We start from the raw sequence: 17,936 nt of genomic DNA on the forward strand, positions 1-17,936 counted from the left end.
GAGAAGGTTATGTCTGGTCGTTATATTCGTTTTTTCAAAGATATACGCATTGAGGACATACCTCTGGTAGGAGGCAAAAATGCCTCGTTGGGGGAAATGTACCGGGAGCTGAGCCCATACGGCGTGAAGGTCCCCAATGGTTTCGCCATCACCGGCGAAGCCTATCGTTACCTGCTGGATCAGGCTGGCGCCTGGCCAGCACTGCATGCCGCGCTGGATGGGTTAGATCCGACCAACGTCACCGATCTGGCCAAACGCGGCGCACGGGCGCGCGAAATAATCTATGGCGCGCCGTTACCCGCAGACTTACAGACAGAGATTCTGACGGCTTATGCCGAACTGCGCAGGGAATATGGCGAAACACTGTCGGTAGCGGTCCGTTCCTCGGCGACCGCCGAAGACTTGCCCACCGCCAGTTTCGCTGGTCAGCAGGATACCTATCTCAATGTTTCCGGCGAAGCCGCCCTGCTGGACGCCTGCCGCCGCTGTTTTGCCAGCCTGTTTACCGACCGTGCCATCCACTATCGGGTTGGCCAGGGCTTTGATCATTTCAAGGTCGCCCTGTCCATCGGTGTCATGAAGATGGTACGTTCGGACAAGGCGACCAGCGGCGTGATGTTTTCGCTGGATACCGAGACGGGCTTCCGCGACGTGGTCTTCATCACCGCATCCTGGGGGCTGGGTGAGAACGTGGTGCAAGGCACCGTGGACCCCGACGAATTCTATGTCTTCAAACCCGCTTTTCTGCGTGGCAAAAAGGCGGTTTTGCGGCGGGTATTGGGCAGCAAGAAAATCAAGATGATCTATACCGAAGGGGATACCCGGAACAGCACTCGCAATGTCGCCACCCGGCGCCATGAACAGGAGAGCTTCTGCCTCAGTGATGCGGACGTGCTGACCCTGGCCGATTACGCCATCAAGGTCGAACGGCATTACAGCCAGAAAATGCAGGCAAACCGACCCATGGACATGGAGTGGGCAAAAGATGGTACCGATGGCCAGCTTTACATGGTCCAGGCGCGACCAGAAACCGTGGCCTCGCAAAAAAAGGGACAGGTGCTCGAGGAGTACATCCTTGAGGGTCAGGGCACCGTACTGGTGCAGGGACGCGCCATCGGCAGCAGGATAGCTTCCGGTCCGGTGCATATTATCAGCGATGTGAAACATCTGGCGGAGTTCAAGCCTGGGGAGGTTCTGGTGGCGGAAACCACCACCCCCGACTGGGAGCCCGTCATGAAAGAGGCGGCAGCCATCGTCACCAATCGCGGCGGGCGTACCTGCCATGCCGCCATCATCGCCCGGGAGCTGGGTATTCCCGCTGTCGTCGGCACCGATCAAGCTACCACCACCTTGAAAGAAGGCGACAGTGTGACCATATCCTGCGCCAATGGCGATATCGGCAATGTCTACGCGGGTGCCCTGCCCTTCACGGTCCGCCATACCGATCTGGCCACCCTGCCCCGTCCGCAGACGCAGATCATGATCAACCTCGGCAATCCGGAAATCGCCTTTCAAACGTGCATGTTACCCAACGATGGCATCGGTCTGGCGCGGATGGAGTTCATCATCAACAGCGCCATCAAGGCCCATCCCATGGCGCTGCTGCATCCGGAAAAGGTCGAGGATGCCCATGAGCGCAACGCACTGGCAGCGCTGACCCAGGGCTACGCCCAGCCCGCAGATTTCTTTGTGGAACGCTTGTCGGAAGGCATCGGAACCATCGCTGCCGCATTTTATCCGAAGCCGGTGGTTGTGCGCATGTCCGACTTCAAAACCAACGAATATGCCGCGCTGTTGGGGGGGCGCTGGTTTGAGCCGGAGGAGGATAACCCGATGCTCGGCTTCCGCGGCGCCTCGCGCTACGCACACCCGGCCTATGCCGAGGGGTTTCGTCTGGAATGTCTGGCCATGAAACGGGTCCGCGGAGAGATGGGGCTGGATAATGTCATCCTCATGCTGCCCTTTGTACGCCGGGTGAAAGAAGCGGACGAGGTGCTGGCGAAGATGGCGGAGTTCGGCCTGCGCCGCGGCGAAAATGGCTTGCAGGTCTATGCCATGTGCGAAATTCCCAATAATGTCATCCTGATCGATCAATTCGCCAAACGCTTTGACGGTTTTTCCATTGGCAGCAATGACCTGACCCAGCTCACCCTGGGCGTCGACCGCGACTCGGCCATAGTCGCCTTCGACTATGATGAACGGGACGATGGCGTCAAGGAGATGATCCGCCTCGCGGTGGAGGGCTGCGCCCGTAACGGCGTCCACTCCGGGCTTTGTGGGCAGGCCCCTTCGGACTATCCGGAAATGGCCGAGTTTCTGGTGCAAATCGGCATTCAGTCCATAAGCCTGAATCCGGATACGGTACTGGCGACGACCTTGCATGTGCTCGACGTGGAAAAAAAGCGGAGCGGAGGGGCATGAAGGTCAACCCGGTATTACTGGTGATTTTTGACGGCTTCGGTCTCAATCCTAATCGCGCTTTTAATGGCTGGGCACAGGCGCACACGCCGCACCTCGATCACTACTTTGCCAGTTTCCCCCATACCGCCCTGCAGGCTTCGGGGCGGGCGGTGGGCCTGCCGGACGGACAATTCGGCAATTCGGAGGTGGGTCACCTCACCCTGGGCTCGGGGCGGATTCTCCTGCAGGACCTGGTGCGCATTTCCGATAGCCTGGCGGACGACAGTTTTGCGCGGATTCCGGCTTGGCAGGATATGCTCAGAGACGCCAAGCGTCTGCATCTGGTAGGTATGGTTTCCGATGGCGGCGTGCACTCCCATATCGAGCATTTGCTGGGTATTCTGCCGCTGGTGGCGGCGTCGGGTGTGGAGCCGGTGGTACACATGATTACCGACGGTCGTGACACGGCGCCGCAGTGCGCCGACCTTTACGCCCGTCAGCTGGAGAAAGCCCTGCGCCATCTGGGGAAGGGCCGTATTGCCACCGTCTGCGGGCGCTATACGGCCATGGACCGTGCCGCTTACTGGGACAGGACGGAAAAAGCCTGGGCCGCTCTGCTGCGTGGGGAAGGCCTCACTGCGGACAGCACTGAGGCCGCTATCCACAGCGCCTGGAAGCGCGGTGAGGGGGATGAATTCATTCCGCCCACCATCATCGGCGATCCGCGACAGAACCGCATAGCCGCCGATGAGCCGGTCTTCTTCTTTAACTTCCGTTCGGATCGCATGCGTCAGTTGAGCGCGGCCGTCGCCATGCCCGACTTCAAGTATTTCGACCGGCAGGGCGAGGCCGCCAGACCTGCCCTGTGCATGACCTCCTACAACGACGAGTATCCCTTTCCGGTCCTTTTCCCCCCCGAAATTCCCGACAGGGTCCTGGCCAAAGTGGTCAGCGACGCAGGTCTGAAGCAGTTCCACTGCGCCGAGACCGAGAAATACGCCCACGTGACCTATTTTTTCAATGGCGGGCGGGAAGACCCCTTTCCGGGGGAAGATCGCGAGATCATCCCCTCACCGCAGGTGGCCACCTATGACCTGAAGCCGGAGATGAGCGCGCCTCAAGTGGCGGACCGGATCATCGCGGCGCTGGAGAGTGGTGGCTATGCCTTTGTACTGGTGAACTTTGCCAATGGCGACATGGTCGGCCATACCGCCAAAATCCCCGCCATCCTGCGCGCGGTGGAGACCCTCGACCTGCAGTTTCACCGGGTGCTGCAAGTGGCCCGACAGCAGGGTTTCAAGGTCATCCTCACCGCTGATCATGGCAACTGCGACGAGATGGTGGATCCGATCACCGGCGAGCCCCATACCCAGCACACGGTGTATCCGGTGCCTATGCTGCTGATCGGGGAACCGGACGCGCGCCTGGGTATCGGCCGTGGTACCGCCGACATCGCCCCCACCATCCTGGATCTCATGGGTCTGCCGCAGCCCAAGGCCATGACCGGACACAGCATCCTCCTCAAAAACAGCATCGCCTGAAGCAGGTTTCCCCCAAGGGAAAAGGAGTCGTCGCTATGAGTGCCATTGATCGTGGGGAAAGGTTGACGAAAGCAGAAATCACCATGCCGGTATTATCCGACACCATGCAGACCGGACGCCTCACCCGCTGGAACAAGGCCGTCGGTGACGCGATCAAGAAAGGCGAAGTCGTTGCCGAGCTCGAAACGGATAAAGCGATTCTGGATGTGGAGGCCTTTGCCGACGGTTTTCTGGCAGGCCCTTTAGCCGAGCTGGACACGGACATTCCGGTACGGCAGGTCATCGGTTACATCGTCGATACGCCGGAAGCGACAAAGACCGATGTAGGCGGCGCAGCCAGAACTGCCGCGACAACCGCACCGCACGCCGATGGTCTCCAGGCTTCTCCGTACGCCCGCGCCCTCGCCCGTGATCTGGAACTGGACCTGAGCCAGATCAGACCCGGTCCCGGCGGAATCATTCATGCGGCCCAGGTGCTGACCAGCGCTTTAGTGCCCGAAGATACGGACCTGCGCCGCGGCCCGCCCTACACCATCGAGCGACCCAGCATGCTCCGCGCGGCGGTGGCCCGTAATATGTCGGCGACCCTCGACACCCCCACCTTTCTCATCAGCAGCCGCTTTGCCACGGCGTCCCTGCATGCTGCCGCCAAACAGGCGGGCCTCAGTCTGACCCTCGCCCTGACCCGCGCCTGTGCGCTGACCGTCGCCGAAGATCCCTGGTTCAACCACGTCTGGACCCGTCAGGGATTGGCCAGGCGCAGCCGGGTGGATGTAGGTATCGCCGTGGATACCGGCGACGGGCTGATCACACCGGTGCTGCGCGATGCGGCTGGCCGGCCGCTCAAGGAACTGATGGAGTACTGGCGGATCCTGCTCGGCAAAGTCAAAAAGGGGCGGATTTATCCGGAAGATTATCAGGGAGCCAGCTTCTATCTTTCCAATCTCGGGGTTTTCCCGGAAATAGAACGCTTCAATGCCATCGTGCCGGTGGGCGCCTCCGCCATACTGGCCGTGGCCGCCGCAGGCGGTGATGGGCGTGCGGACTTTACCCTGAGCTGCGACCACCGGGTGATTTTTGGCGCTGACGCGGCGCGCTTTCTGCAGCGGCTGGGCAAGCGGCTGGAGGACTTGTCCTGGTTAGCCTCTGGCGAGGGGGGCCGGTGAGCATAGCGGCAACGCGACATATCCTCTGTCTCAACAGCGGTTCGTCCTCCATCAAGTTCGCGGTTTTTGCGCTGGGGGCTGCAGGTGAAAAGAAACGCGCGGAAGGCGCCGCCGAGCGTATTGGGCAGAGCGTCGGGCGTTTATGGTTGCGATGGGGAGAAGATCAGGCCATCGACCGGCAGTTGGCCCTGCCGCAGCAGCAGGATGCGCTAAAGGCCGTATTCGCGGCACTGGCGGAGGCACGATGCGCGACACCAGACGGCGTCGGCCACCGCATTGTCTCCGGCGGACCACGTCATCAGACACATTGCCTGGTGGATAACCAAGTGCTCAGCGATCTGCGCGCTTCCCTGCGTTTCGCCCCTTTACATCTTCCCGCAGAAATCGCCGCCATAGAGGCCGTACAAGCGGTGTGGCCCCATATTCCGCAGGTCGCCTGCTTCGATACGGCCTTTCACCAAAGCATCCCGGAAATCGCCAGCCGCCTGCCCCTGCCGCGCAATCTCTGGCAGGAAGGCGTCCGTAAATACGGCTTTCATGGCCTCTCTTACGAGTACATCGTCGGTCGGCTCCCCAATCACGCCACCGGCAAGACCATCATCGCCCACCTCGGTAATGGCGCGAGCATGGCGGCGGTGCATAACGGGCAGTGCCGCGATACCACGATGGGCCTCACCCCCACCGGCGGCCTGGTGATGGGCACGCGCAGCGGCGATCTCGACCCCGGCGTCCTGCTCTATCTCATGGCAGAAAAGGGCTACAACGCCGGGCAACTGGAACGGCTCCTCAATCATTTATCCGGCTTGCTGGGCATTTCTGCCAGTAGCGGCGACATGCAGACCCTGCTGAAGCTGCGCAGTGGCGATCCCCATGCGGCGCAGGCCATCGACATATTCGCTTATAGTGCGCGCAAGGCCATCGGCAGCCTGATGGCGGTGCTGGGCGGACTGGATCGCCTCGTCTTTACGGGAGGCATTGGCGAACACGCCGCCGCGATCCGCTGGGCCATTTGCCGGCCCCTGCTGGGACTGGGGCTGGAGATAGATCCGGTCGCCAATGAAGACCCCGAACTACGCATTTCAATGCCGCACAGCCCGGTAGAAATCCTCGTCATCCCCACCAATGAAGATCTGATGATTGCCCGGCACTGTCACCGGCTCCTACCGACACGGGAGCACCGTCGTTGAAATACGGTAAAACCCATCACCGTGCGCGGCAGCCCGCGCACCCGGTACACCCCGATCATGCCAGCATGACCCAGATTCTCGACGAAAGTCCCATGCTGCCGATTCATTATCGCATCTGGGCGTTATCCACCGGCGGCACCTTGCTCAGCGGCGTCTCGATGTTTCTACTGGGTGTCACGCTGCCCCTGGTGATACCCATTTTTGCCCTGCCCGCCACCAGCGTCGGCCTCGCCGCCGCCATGCTCATGGGCGGTACCGTCATCGGCGCGCTGGTCGGCGGGCATCTGGCTGACCACCTCGGGCGCAAACCCGTCATGATCATGGACATGATCCTGCTCATGATCGCCGCCCTGCTGGCCGCGCTCGCGCCCAACGCTGCGGTGCTCATCGGTGCCGAACTACTGGTCGGCGTGGGTATTGGCATGGATTTTCCGGTAGGTAGCAGTTATCTGGCGGAATTCATGCCCCAGAGGCGGCGCGGACGCATGATGGCGGCCGCGATCGCCGTGCAATCCATCGGCATGCTGACGGGTGCGGGTTTCGCGCTGGTCCTCTTGCAAAGCGCCCACCCCGGAGACGACACCTGGCGCTGGCTGCTCGCCGCAGAAGCACTGCTGGTGCTCCCCTACCTGCTCGGCCGCCTCACCCTGCCGGAGAGCGTGCGCTGGTGCATGGGGCGTGGTCACAATGCCGAAGCCGTCCGCATTCTCGAACACATCGCGCCCCAACAAAAAGAGATGCTCGCCGCCATGGCCCGGCATCTGGGCAAAAAAATCCACCATGTGGCCAAGGTACGACCAGGTCGACATATGGGTATAGGGACCCTGTTTTCTCCGGAATATCGACGCCGCACCATTCTGGTGACCCTGCCCTGGTTTTTTATGGACGTAGCCACCTACGGCGTCGGCCTTTTCACCACCATCCTGCTCGGCACCATGCGCGATGGCGGGAACGTCGGTATCATCGGTATTGTCGGCAGGGACCTTGCCAATGCTTTGGACAGCGGCAAGGTGGATCTCTTCCTCCTCCTCGGTTCCCTGCTCTCCCTCTGGGCGGTACCCTGGCTGGGCCGGATTCATATGCAGATGATCGGTTTTGGGGGCATGGCGCTCGGCATGGGATTGCTCTATTTTGCGACGGGCATGGCTGGAGGGGCCGCTGCCCATCTGCAGCTCATTCTGATCGGTTTCATGGTGTTCAATCTGTTCATGACCGTCGGCCCCAACGCCACGACCTTCATCTTACCGACAGAAATGTACCCCACCCAGGTCCGCGCCTTCAGCGCCGGGTTCGCTGCCGCCATAGCCAAAATCGGCGCCACCATCAGCGTTTTTTTGCTGCCGGTGATCCAATCTGCGCTGGGCATTACCATGGTTTTGCTGCTGATGGGCACGGTCAGCCTGCTGGGTTTAGTGCTCACTTACAGCTTCCGTGTACAAGGCCATGGTCTGACGCTGGAAGAACACCACGGACCGGCCTTGCCGCAATAAGGAGTCGGATATGCCCTATGCCCATTTTGATGCGCTGTTGGCCGCGGTCGCCCCCCTGAACGACATCCCCGTGGCCGTGGTCGATGCCGCCGAGGAGCATGTTCTGCGCGGTGCCTGCGAGGCAAAACTGCAAAGCATCGTAGATCCCATCCTCATCGGCGATGAAAACAAAATTCGTGGTTTGCTGCCCAAGCTGGGGCACGATTCCAGCGTCTGTCCCGACTTTCGCATCATCCACGTCGACGGCGCCGAAGCCGCCGCGGAAAAGGGTGTCGAGTTGGTGCTTGCCGGAGAGGCCAAGGCGCTGATGAAGGGACACCTGCATAGCGACGCCTTCCTCCACCCCATTCTCGCCAAACTGCGCACGGATCGGCGCCTTTCCCATGTCTTTGTTGCGGATATCAAGACGTACCCGAAACTCCTGCTCATCACTGATGCCGCCATCAATATTGCACCCGACCTGACCACCAAGGCGGCCATCCTGCAAAACGCCATTGATCTGGCGCGGATTCTGGATGTTACGCAACCCAAGGCCGCCATTCTCTCGGCAGTGGAGGTAGTCAATCCCGCTATCGTCTCGACGGTGGATGCCGCCTGCCTGTCGAAAATGGCGGAACGCGGGCAGATTACCGGCGCGCTGGTGGACGGACCCCTCGCCTTCGACAACGCCATCTCCAAAGAGTCGGCGGAGATCAAAGGGATACAGAGTGCCGTGGCCGGAGATGCCGATATTCTGTTGGTGCCCGATCTGGTGTCCGGCAATATCCTCGCCAAAGATCTGGAATATCTGGCCGGGGCGACGCTGGCAGGGATCGTGATGGGCGCCAGGGTGCCGGTTATCCTCACCTCCCGCGCCGATCCCGCCCGTGCTCGCCTGGTTTCCGCCGGGCTGGCGGCGCTGGTGCACTATCATCGTCTCCAGATGCTGCCATGACCGAAAGCAACGTCCACCGCCCGCCCATCGCCACCCTGACGCTCAACCCCGCCGTAGACATCGCCTACGAGGTGGCGCACCTGATTGAGGATCAGAAAAGTCACGCTACATCCACCCGCTACGATCCCGGCGGTAACGGCATCAATGTCGCCCGCGCCCTCAAGGAGCTACTGGTCTACGCCCACAGTTGCTGTGTCGTGGCCGGCAACATCGGCGAACTGCTGCAAAAACTGCTGCAGCATCAACTGGATGATTCCCACTGCGTGCAGGTGGAGGGAGAAACCCGCGTTAATGCCACCATTTTGCAGGGTGACCCCGCCGCACAGTTTGAAATCACCGGCATCGGGCCGCGGGTTTCAGAACTCATTCTCGCCGAACTCCGGGAAACCTTTCTGGGCCTGTGCAAAGACGGCTTTGCGGTACTCACCGGCTCCGCTCCCCCCGGCGTGGATGACCATTTCTACGGAGATATGGTCGATCGCGTCCGCGCCGGCGGCGGACAATCCATTGTCGATGCCCATGGCGCCCTCCTGCAACACGCCATTCCCCATCACCCCTTCCTGATCAAACCGAACCGCTATGAACTCTCCCTGCTGCGCCAGCGCGAGTTACCCAGGTTGGAGGATGTGGCGAAGGAGGCGCGCGCCATGCAGCGGGAAGGAGTGCAGTATGTCTGTGTATCCCTGGGGGGCGACGGAGCACTGCTGGCCGGACCCGATGGCAGCTATTTCGCCAAGGCACCTCCCATTCAGGTGAAGTCGACGGTCGGCTCGGGCGACTCCATGGTCGCCGGCCTCGTCGCCGCGCTGGTCCACGGCCAAAGTCCGGCAGAGGCCCTGCGTCTGGCCGTCGCCTGCGGCAGCGGCACGGCTGCCCGGCCGGGCACAGAGATATTCTCCCATAATGATCTGGACGAACTGCTGCAGATGACCGAGGCGCGCGTGCTCAACATTTGAGAGTACCCCCAAAAAAGCCCTCGCGAAGAGGGCCAAGGGGAAGTATGGGGGAAGTATGGAAGACCGATCGATCATTTGTCCTGCGAATCAGACGGGGGAATTAGCGCGCACCTTCCCGGCGCATCAGGATAACGGGCCTTTAGCAATGCCCGTTATCGTTATCGCCGCCGTTCATATTCTCTTCCGCTTCGATACGCCACCAGGCTCCGATCCCGGACGCTGTCCTGGCCACCGCCTTGTTGGGATAACAGGTCACCGGGTCCCTTTTGGCCCGTGCAGACCTTTCGTACCAGTAGGTCGCCCGGACCCAGTCGGGTTTTTCGATATGCCCCAATTTCAGGCCAGGGTCATAGAGCGTCCCCAGATAATATCCGGCAGCCCTGTTTCCGGTATCGGCCTGGTTCTGCAGTTGCTGCAAGGCCGCAGGAGAACCTTCGGCCTGGTTTCTGAGATTCAGCAGGGTCCCTTCGGCCCAGGACAAGACCGGAACCGTGAGACCGAGCGCCAACAGGATAGATGCTGTAAATCTGCCTTTGTACATCATAACGTGCTCCTCTTTCCAAAAAGGTCCCAAAAAGGTTTTCACCAGCATGCCTGCTTCCCGGCGTGGGTCAGCAACGAGTGAGGGGGAACAATCCTCTTAACCGTTACTGTTTTGTGGGAATTTTTCCCACGCATTCAATTAGCAGAATTCGTGCCATTTATGATAATCTATTGTATAAATTTGTTTTTTCCAGATTCATCATGAGCCTGGCCGGGATAATCAAGGATATCGCCCTGGAAACCTGTCGCCTCATAACGACGATCATCAAAATAATTATAATATATTTCATAATAAACAATTTGTTATGATTGTAGCCCATTGTCTACACTAATTTGCCGTAGCATTGCGTCATTCCTGCTGAAACCACTCAGATCCCCACGGGAGGTTACAGGATCATCCGCTGGAGCACTCAAAATCCCCGACTGTTCTATACTGATGGACGAAGCCGCCCATACCATAGAGAGCCCCGCATGCCTAAAATTGCTCAAGCACCGCTCGGCATGTCCGCCGAAAGCACACACCGCTGGACAGAAAACTATCGTCTCGCCACCCAGGACAGCGGACGCTTGTTCCTGATGGCTGGCGATCAGAAAGTCGAACATCTCAACGACGATTTTATCGGCGGCCATGTAGCGACGGACGATTCCGACCCGGAGCATCTGTTTCGCATAGCCGGTGAAGCGCCCGTGGGCTGCTTTGCCGCACAAATGGGTCTCATTGCCCGCTACGGCATGGATTACCCGAATACGCCCTATCTACTCAAGCTCAACAGCAAAACCCATCTGATCAACAGTGCGCAACGCGATCCGGTCAGTCTGCAGTGGCAGAGCATGGCGCAAGTCCACGACTTTGTGAGCCATTCCGGTCTCCGGGTGGTTGGGGTGGGCTACACCATTTATCCTGGCTCTGAGTTCGAGCCGACCATGCTCAGTGAAGCGGCACGTATCATTCAGGATGCCCATGCCATGGGATTGCTGGCCGTCATCTGGGCCTACCCGCGCGGCAAGGCCGTAGGTGAACGCGAGCAGGACCCGCATCTCATTGCCGGTGCCGCGGGTCTGGCAGCCTGTCTCGGGGCGGACTTCGTCAAGATCAACCCACCACTCAATGCGGTTGGCACCATGGACGGCACGCTCCTGGGTGAAGCGGTAGCCGCCGCCGGACGCACGCAGGTCGTCTGCGCGGGGGGGTCGGAAACCGATGCGCCGGAGTTTCTGCAGCGCCTCTACGAACAGATTCATGTGGGTAGCACACAAGGCTGCGCCACCGGCCGGAATGTCCATCAGCGCAGCCAGCCCGATGCCGTCAACTTCTGCAAAGCCATCCACGCCATTGTCGTCCACAATCAGGGTGTCGATGAAGCGGTCAAACTGCTGAATCCAAACGCATGATGAAACCACCGACGCGGCGCCGCAAAATTGTCTGCACCATCGGTCCGGCGTCCGATGCGCCGAAAACAAGCGGGTGGCCAGCACACAACCAGTTGCTGCGTACTGCAGAGCTGGGCACCGCTCCAACTGCATCCAAAGGAGAGAAATCATGCGTTGCTTAGTCACGAGTGCTCGCCCCTATGATCAACAGTTCCTCAGCGCTGCCAACGACGGGCGCCACGAGTTGGTCTTCGTCGAGACGGCATTAAATGCCGATACCGCCTTCATTGCCCAGGGCTATCCCGCCCTCTGCCTGTTTGTCGATGATACGTTGGACGCAAAAACCCTGGAAACCATAGCGCGTCTCGGGACAAAGCTGCTGGTATTGCGCAGCACCGGATTCAACCATGTCGATATCTCTGCCGCGGGAAAGCATGGCGTTACCGTCATGCGGGTGCGGGATTATTCTCCCTACGCAGTCGCCGAATACGCGGTCGGTCTCATGCTGACCCTGAACCGGCATCTGCATAAGGCCTATAACCGGGTACGCGACGGCAACCTTCTCCTCGATGGCTTGCTGGGCTTTGACATGCACGGCAAGACGGTGGGCATTGTCGGTACCGGCAAAATTGGCACGGCACTCGCACGGATTCTACATGGCATGGGCTGTCACTTGTTGGGCTACGACACCGTCCTCAACCCCGCCTGTCAGGAACTGGGAGTTGCTTATGTATCGCTGGAAACGTTGCTCGCCAAAAGCCAGATCGTCAGTCTCCACGTTCCGCTTTTTCCGGAAACCCGGCACCTCATGAATGCGGAACGCTTCGCCCTGATGCCAGAAGGGGCCATGCTCATCAATACCAGCCGTGGCCCGCTCATCGATACAACGGCACTCATAGCTGCACTCAAAAGCCGCCACCTGGGTGCAATCGGTCTGGATGTCTATGAAGAGGAGGCTGATCTGTACTTCAAGAATCACTGCGACGACATCATCTGCGACGACAGCTTCGAGCGGCTGCTCACTTTTCCCAATGTCGTCATCACGGGCCATCAGGCCTTTTTCACCCGTGAGGCCATGAAGACCATCGCGAACACCACGATTCAAAACCTCGACGACTACAGCACCGGCAGGGACAGCCCAAACCTCGTCTCTGCCAACCGCACAGCCCAATGAATCGGAGACCTTTGTGATCATCGCCCCTTATCACCTGCTCCCCCAACTCCCGGAATCACTGAGCGGCCTCGGCGAACTCGCCATCGACCTGCGCTGGTCCTGGAGCCACGCCACCGACACACTCTGGCAGCAGATCGCGCCAGAACTCTGGGAGCAAACTCGCAATCCCTGGCTAATTCTGCAAAATATTAGCGGCGACACGCTCCAGCACCTGGCCCAAGATAAAGATTTTATCGCGAAGCTAGACACCTTCGTCGGCAAACATCATGAACACCTCACCCAGAAAGGCTGGTTCAGCGAAACCTATCCCCACCCGCCCTTCAGCCAGGTGGCTTATTTCAGCATGGAGTTTGGCCTCTCCGAGTCCCTGCCCATCTACTCGGGTGGCCTTGGTATCCTTGCCGGTGACTGCCTGAAAACCGCCAGTGATCTCGGCATCCCCTTGCTCGGTATCGGCCTGCTCTGGCAGCAGGGTTATTTTCGTCAGAGTCTTGACGATTGCGGTCGCCAGATCGAACTCTATCCCTACAATGATCCCACTCAGATGCCGGTCACTCCGGTACGCGATGCCGAAGGCGAGTGGCTCCGTCTGGAATTGCCATTCCCGGGCCGCACCGTCATCCTTCGCGCCTGGCAGGCACAAGTGGGGCGCGTCACCCTCTATCTGCTCGACAGCAACGACCCCCTCAATGCCCCTGCCGATCGCGGTATCACCGCCGAACTCTACGGTGGCGGCCCCGAGAACCGCTTGCAGCAGGAAATCTGTCTGGGTATCGGCGGCTGGATGCTACTACGCCGCTTGGGTATTCAGCCGGATATCTGTCACCTCAATGAAGGGCACGCCGCTTTGGCCATTCTCGCTCGTGCCTACAGTCACATGCAGGATCATGGTACCAGCTTCCCCTGTGCACTCACCGCCACCCGCGCCGGCAACATCTTCACCACCCATACCCCTGTCTCCGCTGGTTTCGATCGCTTTCCGCCGGAACTGCTGACGCGTTACATCGCTGGCGCCCCCGGGGCCTTTGGCGTAGACGTGGAGACGATCCTTGCTCTCGGTCGGGAAAATCCCGAAGACACGCATGAACCCTTCAATATGGCGTGGCTCGCCATTCACGGCAGCCTGATCGTCAATGGCGTCAGTCGCCTGCATGGGGCCGTCAGTCGTCATTTGTTTCAATCCTTGTTTCCCCGCTGGCCCGAGGACGAGGTTCCCGTCATTCATGTCACCAATGGCGTGCATATGCCCTCCTGGGATTCCGCTGAAGCCGACGCCTTATGGACTAACCACTGCGGCAAGGCACGCTGGCTGGGAGATTTAAAGGATATCGAAGCCGACTTTCGCCAGACCTCCGATGATGATCTCTGGCAACTGCGCAGCACCGCGCGCCAGCGGGTAATCCTCTTCGCCCGACGGCGTCTGCAAAAACAACTGGCAGCAGCGCACGCCCCCGATCAGGATTGTGAAAACGCCCAAACGGCGCTCGACCCCAATACCCTGACCATCGGTTTCGCCCGCCGCTTTACCGCCTATAAGCGCCCCAATATGTTGTTGAACGATCCGGATCGCCTCTACCGTCTGCTGAACAACCCGCACTACCCCGTACAATTACTGATCGCTGGCAAGGCCCATCCCAAGGATGATGTCGGTAAGGTCATGATCCAGCAGTGGACCCAGTTTCTTCAGCAACACCCCGACCTGACCGGACGCATGGTCTTCATCGCCGACTATGACATGCTGGTAGCCGAACATCTGGTGCAGGGGGTCGATTTGTGGATCAATACCCCCCGCCGCCCCTGGGAAGCCAGCGGCACCAGTGGCATGAAAGTACTGGTCAACGGCGGTCTCAACCTCTCGGAACTGGATGGCTGGTGGGCCGAAGCCTATGACCCGGAGACCGGCTGGGCCTTGGGTGACCGTCAGGAGCACGATGCCGACCTGAAATGGGATCAGCAGGAAGCGCAACAACTCTACCGCCTGCTGGAAGAAGAAGTCGTGCCCCTCTTCTACCAGCAGCGCGATGCCAACGGTTGCCCCTGCGGTTGGGTCGCCAAAATCCGCGAGAGCATGAGTCGCCTGACCCCGCGATTCAGCAGCAACCGGATGTTGCAGGAATACGTGTCGACCCTCTATGCACCAGCCGCGCGCCTGCTCAGCGCGCGCAGTGAACGCGCCATCGTTGAAGGCATCTGCCAATGGCAACATGATATCCGTCAACACTGGCAAAGCTTGCATTTCGGCGAGTTGGATGTACAGAGTGACCCGGGCGGACATCATTTCCAGGTGCATGTGTATCTCGACGATCTCGACGCCGACGCTGTGGCAGTACAGCTCTTTGCCAGTGGCGACGGAGAACAAAATCCTGAAATCTATGCAATGACGCGCGGAGATGCCTTAACCGGGGCCATCAACAGCTACAATTACACCTGTACAGTTCCGGCCCATAGCGCGGTCGAAAGTTTCACGCCAAGGATCATCCCGCATCGCGAAGGATGCATGGTTCCCATGGAAAGTACCGAGATACTCTGGTATCGCTGAGAGGATAACTTCATGAATAATCAGATTCCCGATCTTCCCACTATCGTCGAGACTGAACGCAAGATGTTCGGGAAATACGTCCTGCCTATTGCCATGATACTGATAATAGTAGGGATATTTGGACTACTAAGTCCGGTCATTCTGTCTGCCGCAACCGATGGGGTACTGGCAGCCGTATTGATTCTGGCCGGGTTCACCTGGTTCATCCACAGTTATCAGATGCATCAGCACCAGTTGGCAGACTGGCTTAAGCCAGTGCTTCTGTTCGCCACCGGCGGCGTCATGATTGCGCTGCCCAACGCCGGCATCGCTGCCATCGGTCTGATGTTCATCCTTTATTTCGTCATGGATGCCTACCGCAACTTCACTCAATCTAACGCCCACGCCAGCCATCACGGACGGGGGTGGTTTATTTTCAGCGGGGTGATCGATATTGCCATAGCCATTCTGTTTTTTGTTACCTGGCCGCAGGGCTCGCTTATTCTGGTCGGCATCTTTGTGGGCGTAAATCTGATTTTTGATGGCATCATTTTGCTGATGCTCCGCAATGCGGTTGCCGGAGATAACAAATAGGATGGTGCTCACCCCCACCTGCACCAAAGACGTGCAGCCTCCATCCTGTTTCATAAAGTTTACGCCGCCAATACGGCCACAAATTTTCGTTACCAGACTTATGCAAGACACATTTCGAAGTAGAGATCCCCGCCATACTTTGCTAAGGTGAATATCCAAACTCATAACAGGACCCTCCACTATGACTCTCCTGAGCATCATCACCTTCCTCGTCATTGGCGGCGTTGCGGGCTGGCTGGCAGGACTGCTGATCAAGGGACGCGGCTTTGGGATTATCGGAGATATCATCGTTGGCATCATCGGTGCGTTCATCGGCGGCTTCGTGCTCATCTTCTTCGGCCTGGCAGGACTTTTCGGGGCCGGCATTATCGGCGCCATCGCTGTGGCTTTCATCGGCGCGGTCATCCTCCTGAGCATCATCAAGCTCGTCAAAAAGATGTAAACCCAGCCCCAGCCACATGAATGTTATGGCTGTTCTGGTTGACGAGGGCGGCCTTGTCCTGCCGCATAAGCGCAGTGCGTATGGAGCGGACACGTATCGCAGCGCGGGCGAGGCCGGCAGTAATCCTTACCCAAAGAGACCAGCAAGGCATGCAGCGCATTACGTATCGCCACGTCGCCGGGCTCCAACTCAGCCTCGATGGCAGCCTGCACCTCGGTATAAGAAAGATGATCCTCCAGCAAACCCAAGCGACCTCCAATCCGGCGGGTGTAAGCATCCACCACCATAACCGGGAGGTCCAGGGCATAGAGCAGAATGGAATCCGCCGTTTCTTCACCGACACCGTGGACCGCCAGCAAGTCTCGACGCAATTCCGGCCCAGCCACCTGCTGGGCAAGTTGTTCCGGCGTCGCGTCCACCCCCCGCGCCTTTAGAAACCGGCACAAGGCCAGCAGGCGTTTGGTCTTTATCCGATAAAATCCGGATGGCCGGAGCAGTTCAGCCAGGTCACTTTCGGACAGTGTCAGGATGGCCGTCACACTCAGGGCATTGGCCGCCCGCAGGTTGGCAATCGCCTTTTCGACATTGCGCCAGGCGGTATTCTGGGTCAGAACTGCACCCACCATGACCTCAAATGGCGACTGCGCGGGCCACCACTCCTGCGGGCCGAAAGCCGCTTCCAGCGCCCCGAATACGACTAACCAACCTCTTTTCCCCGGCATCAGCAGGAACTAACCCCGAACCACCCGACGTCCCTGCCCCGTTCGGCCTCGCGGTGCCCCCTGTCGGGCTTCTCGCCGACTGTTATTTTTGCGCGGTTCAGGCGCCTCGGTCCCCCGTTCCGCCTGGTCAGAGGGCGGCGTCGCGGGGTTGACCCACTGCACGCTGGCGAGCAAAGCTTCGCGCTCTTCGTCGGACAACTCGTCAAAGTAACCGGTCTTGAGCAAACGCGGCATTTCCACCACCCCGTAGCGCACCCGGATCAGACGACTCACGGTCAGGCCAACGGCCTCGAAGAGTCGTCGCACTTCGCGATTACGCCCCTCGGTCAGAGTGACGTGATACCAGCGATTGAGGCCCTCACCACCGGTCTCTTGCAAGGTCGCAAAACGCGCTTCGCCATCTTCCAGCGGTACGCCTTGCAATAGGCTGGCCTGCTGCTCCGGACTCACCACCCCCATCACCCTGACGGCATATTCACGCTCGATGCCCGCGCGCGGATGCATCAACGCGTTAGCCAGATCACCATCATTGGTTAGCAGCAGCAAACCCTCGGTGTTGAAGTCGAGACGCCCGATCGTGATCCAACGACTACCGCGCAACCGCGGCAAGCGATCAAAAACCGTGGGGCGGCCCTCGGGGTCACTGCGGGTGGTGAGTTCCCCGGCCGGCTTGTGATAGCGCAGCACGCGCAGACGTGGACGCACCCAGGAGGGAATCCGCAATACCGCCCCATCAACGGCAATTTTGTCCTGTGCCGTCACCCGATCACCCAGTTTGGCGGGCTGCCCATTCACCACCACACGCCCTGCCGCAATCCATTCCTCCATCAGGCGACGGGACCCCAGGCCAAAACGAGCAAGTACCTTCTGCAATTTTTCGTCCATATTTCTCCAAAAC

Annotated in this window: 15 protein-coding genes; 12 read left to right on the forward strand and 3 right to left on the reverse strand. The window is 59.5% G+C overall.

The features are described from left to right. Window positions 1-9 precede the first annotated feature (9 nt). The 7 genes from ppsA to PJU76_RS08380 are packed head-to-tail and all read left to right on the forward strand — an operon-like array spanning window position 10 to window position 9,674. Window positions 10-2,421, forward strand: coding sequence for a phosphoenolpyruvate synthase (gene ppsA, locus PJU76_RS08350; RefSeq protein ID WP_271779146.1), 2,412 nt, complete (start codon window positions 10-12; stop codon window positions 2,419-2,421). Continuing rightward, on the forward strand, window positions 2,418-3,941 hold the full coding sequence (gene gpmI, locus PJU76_RS08355) for a 2,3-bisphosphoglycerate-independent phosphoglycerate mutase (RefSeq protein ID WP_271779147.1): 1,524 nt from the start codon (window positions 2,418-2,420) through the stop codon (window positions 3,939-3,941). Before ppsA ends, gpmI begins: the two co-directional genes overlap by 4 nt. Window positions 3,942-3,976: 35 nt before the next feature. Further along, complete coding sequence (locus PJU76_RS08360; RefSeq protein ID WP_271779148.1) at window positions 3,977-5,107, forward strand: 2-oxo acid dehydrogenase subunit E2; 1,131 nt, start codon at window positions 3,977-3,979, stop codon at window positions 5,105-5,107. Beyond that, window positions 5,104-6,294 carry an acetate/propionate family kinase gene (locus PJU76_RS08365; protein WP_271779149.1) on the forward strand — a complete coding sequence of 397 codons (1,191 nt, stop codon included), beginning with the start codon at window positions 5,104-5,106 and terminating at the stop codon, window positions 6,292-6,294. The genes PJU76_RS08360 and PJU76_RS08365 overlap by 4 nt, the downstream gene beginning before the upstream one ends. Beyond that, on the forward strand, window positions 6,291-7,784 hold the full coding sequence (locus tag PJU76_RS08370) for an MFS transporter (RefSeq protein ID WP_271779150.1): 1,494 nt from the start codon (window positions 6,291-6,293) through the stop codon (window positions 7,782-7,784). The genes PJU76_RS08365 and PJU76_RS08370 overlap by 4 nt, the downstream gene beginning before the upstream one ends. A 10-nt stretch (window positions 7,785-7,794) precedes the next feature. Beyond that, a complete protein-coding gene (locus PJU76_RS08375; RefSeq protein WP_215849062.1) occupies window positions 7,795-8,718 on the forward strand; it encodes a bifunctional enoyl-CoA hydratase/phosphate acetyltransferase in 924 nt (307 codons plus the stop codon). Continuing rightward, on the forward strand, window positions 8,715-9,674 hold the full coding sequence (locus tag PJU76_RS08380; protein WP_271779151.1) for a 1-phosphofructokinase family hexose kinase: 960 nt from the start codon (window positions 8,715-8,717) through the stop codon (window positions 9,672-9,674). Before PJU76_RS08375 ends, PJU76_RS08380 begins: the two co-directional genes overlap by 4 nt. Before the next feature lie 139 nt (window positions 9,675-9,813). Here PJU76_RS08380 and PJU76_RS08385 read toward each other — a convergent pair whose 3' ends face one another. Continuing rightward, window positions 9,814-10,218: a hypothetical protein gene (locus PJU76_RS08385; protein WP_271779152.1), complete on the reverse strand. Its 405-nt coding sequence runs from the start codon at window positions 10,216-10,218 to the stop codon at window positions 9,814-9,816. 470 nt (window positions 10,219-10,688) lie between these two features. On the opposite strand from PJU76_RS08385, the gene PJU76_RS08390 reads away from it, so the two are divergent. The 5 genes from PJU76_RS08390 (at window position 10,689) to PJU76_RS08410 (ending at window position 16,316) form a co-directional block, all read left to right on the forward strand. After that, the gene (locus tag PJU76_RS08390) at window positions 10,689-11,609 is read left to right on the forward strand and encodes a beta/alpha barrel domain-containing protein (protein WP_271779153.1); all 921 of its coding nucleotides are present in this window, start codon (window positions 10,689-10,691) and stop codon (window positions 11,607-11,609) included. A 148-nt stretch (window positions 11,610-11,757) separates the two neighbouring features. Further along, entirely contained in the window at window positions 11,758-12,762 is a 1,005-nt protein-coding gene (locus PJU76_RS08395; RefSeq protein WP_271779154.1) for a 2-hydroxyacid dehydrogenase, read from the forward strand. A gap of 13 nt (window positions 12,763-12,775) precedes the next feature. Further along, window positions 12,776-15,301: an alpha-glucan family phosphorylase gene (gene glgP / locus PJU76_RS08400; protein ID WP_271779155.1), complete on the forward strand. Its 2,526-nt coding sequence runs from the start codon at window positions 12,776-12,778 to the stop codon at window positions 15,299-15,301. 12 nt (window positions 15,302-15,313) lie between these two features. Beyond that, window positions 15,314-15,874, forward strand: a complete 561-nt coding sequence (locus PJU76_RS08405; RefSeq protein ID WP_271779156.1) for an HdeD family acid-resistance protein — start codon at window positions 15,314-15,316, stop codon at window positions 15,872-15,874. 181 nt (window positions 15,875-16,055) lie between these two features. Further along, complete coding sequence (locus PJU76_RS08410) at window positions 16,056-16,316, forward strand: GlsB/YeaQ/YmgE family stress response membrane protein (protein WP_271779157.1); 261 nt, start codon at window positions 16,056-16,058, stop codon at window positions 16,314-16,316. 23 nt (window positions 16,317-16,339) lie between these two features. Here the strand turns inward: PJU76_RS08410 and PJU76_RS08415 are convergent, their stop codons facing one another. Together PJU76_RS08415 and rluB are read right to left on the reverse strand one after the other, a co-directional pair. After that, window positions 16,340-17,038 carry an endonuclease III domain-containing protein gene (locus PJU76_RS08415; protein WP_271779158.1) on the reverse strand — a complete coding sequence of 233 codons (699 nt, stop codon included), beginning with the start codon at window positions 17,036-17,038 and terminating at the stop codon, window positions 16,340-16,342. Window positions 17,039-17,047: 9 nt separating this feature from the next. Continuing rightward, the gene (rluB, locus tag PJU76_RS08420) at window positions 17,048-17,923 is read right to left on the reverse strand and encodes a 23S rRNA pseudouridine(2605) synthase RluB (protein ID WP_271779159.1); all 876 of its coding nucleotides are present in this window, start codon (window positions 17,921-17,923) and stop codon (window positions 17,048-17,050) included. Window positions 17,924-17,936 lie beyond the last annotated feature (13 nt).

Source organism: Acidithiobacillus ferriphilus (assembly GCF_028215975.1).
Classification (GTDB): Bacteria; Pseudomonadota; Gammaproteobacteria; order Acidithiobacillales; family Acidithiobacillaceae; genus Acidithiobacillus; species Acidithiobacillus ferriphilus.

Coding starts and splice junctions, on each gene's coding strand:
- PJU76_RS08390 (WP_271779153.1), top strand. CDS start 10,689: ATGCCTAAAATTGCTCAAGCACCGCTCGGCATGTCCGCCGAAAGCACA.
- ppsA (WP_271779146.1), top strand. CDS start 10: ATGTCTGGTCGTTATATTCGTTTTTTCAAAGATATACGCATTGAGGAC.
- gpmI (WP_271779147.1), top strand. CDS start 2,418: ATGAAGGTCAACCCGGTATTACTGGTGATTTTTGACGGCTTCGGTCTC.
- PJU76_RS08410 (WP_271779157.1), top strand. CDS start 16,056: ATGACTCTCCTGAGCATCATCACCTTCCTCGTCATTGGCGGCGTTGCG.
- PJU76_RS08380 (WP_271779151.1), top strand. CDS start 8,715: ATGACCGAAAGCAACGTCCACCGCCCGCCCATCGCCACCCTGACGCTC.
- PJU76_RS08405 (WP_271779156.1), top strand. CDS start 15,314: ATGAATAATCAGATTCCCGATCTTCCCACTATCGTCGAGACTGAACGC.
- PJU76_RS08395 (WP_271779154.1), top strand. CDS start 11,758: ATGCGTTGCTTAGTCACGAGTGCTCGCCCCTATGATCAACAGTTCCTC.
- PJU76_RS08385 (WP_271779152.1), bottom strand. CDS start 10,218: ATGATGTACAAAGGCAGATTTACAGCATCTATCCTGTTGGCGCTCGGT.
- PJU76_RS08415 (WP_271779158.1), bottom strand. CDS start 17,038: ATGCCGGGGAAAAGAGGTTGGTTAGTCGTATTCGGGGCGCTGGAAGCG.
- PJU76_RS08375 (WP_215849062.1), top strand. CDS start 7,795: ATGCCCTATGCCCATTTTGATGCGCTGTTGGCCGCGGTCGCCCCCCTG.
- rluB (WP_271779159.1), bottom strand. CDS start 17,923: ATGGACGAAAAATTGCAGAAGGTACTTGCTCGTTTTGGCCTGGGGTCC.
- PJU76_RS08360 (WP_271779148.1), top strand. CDS start 3,977: ATGAGTGCCATTGATCGTGGGGAAAGGTTGACGAAAGCAGAAATCACC.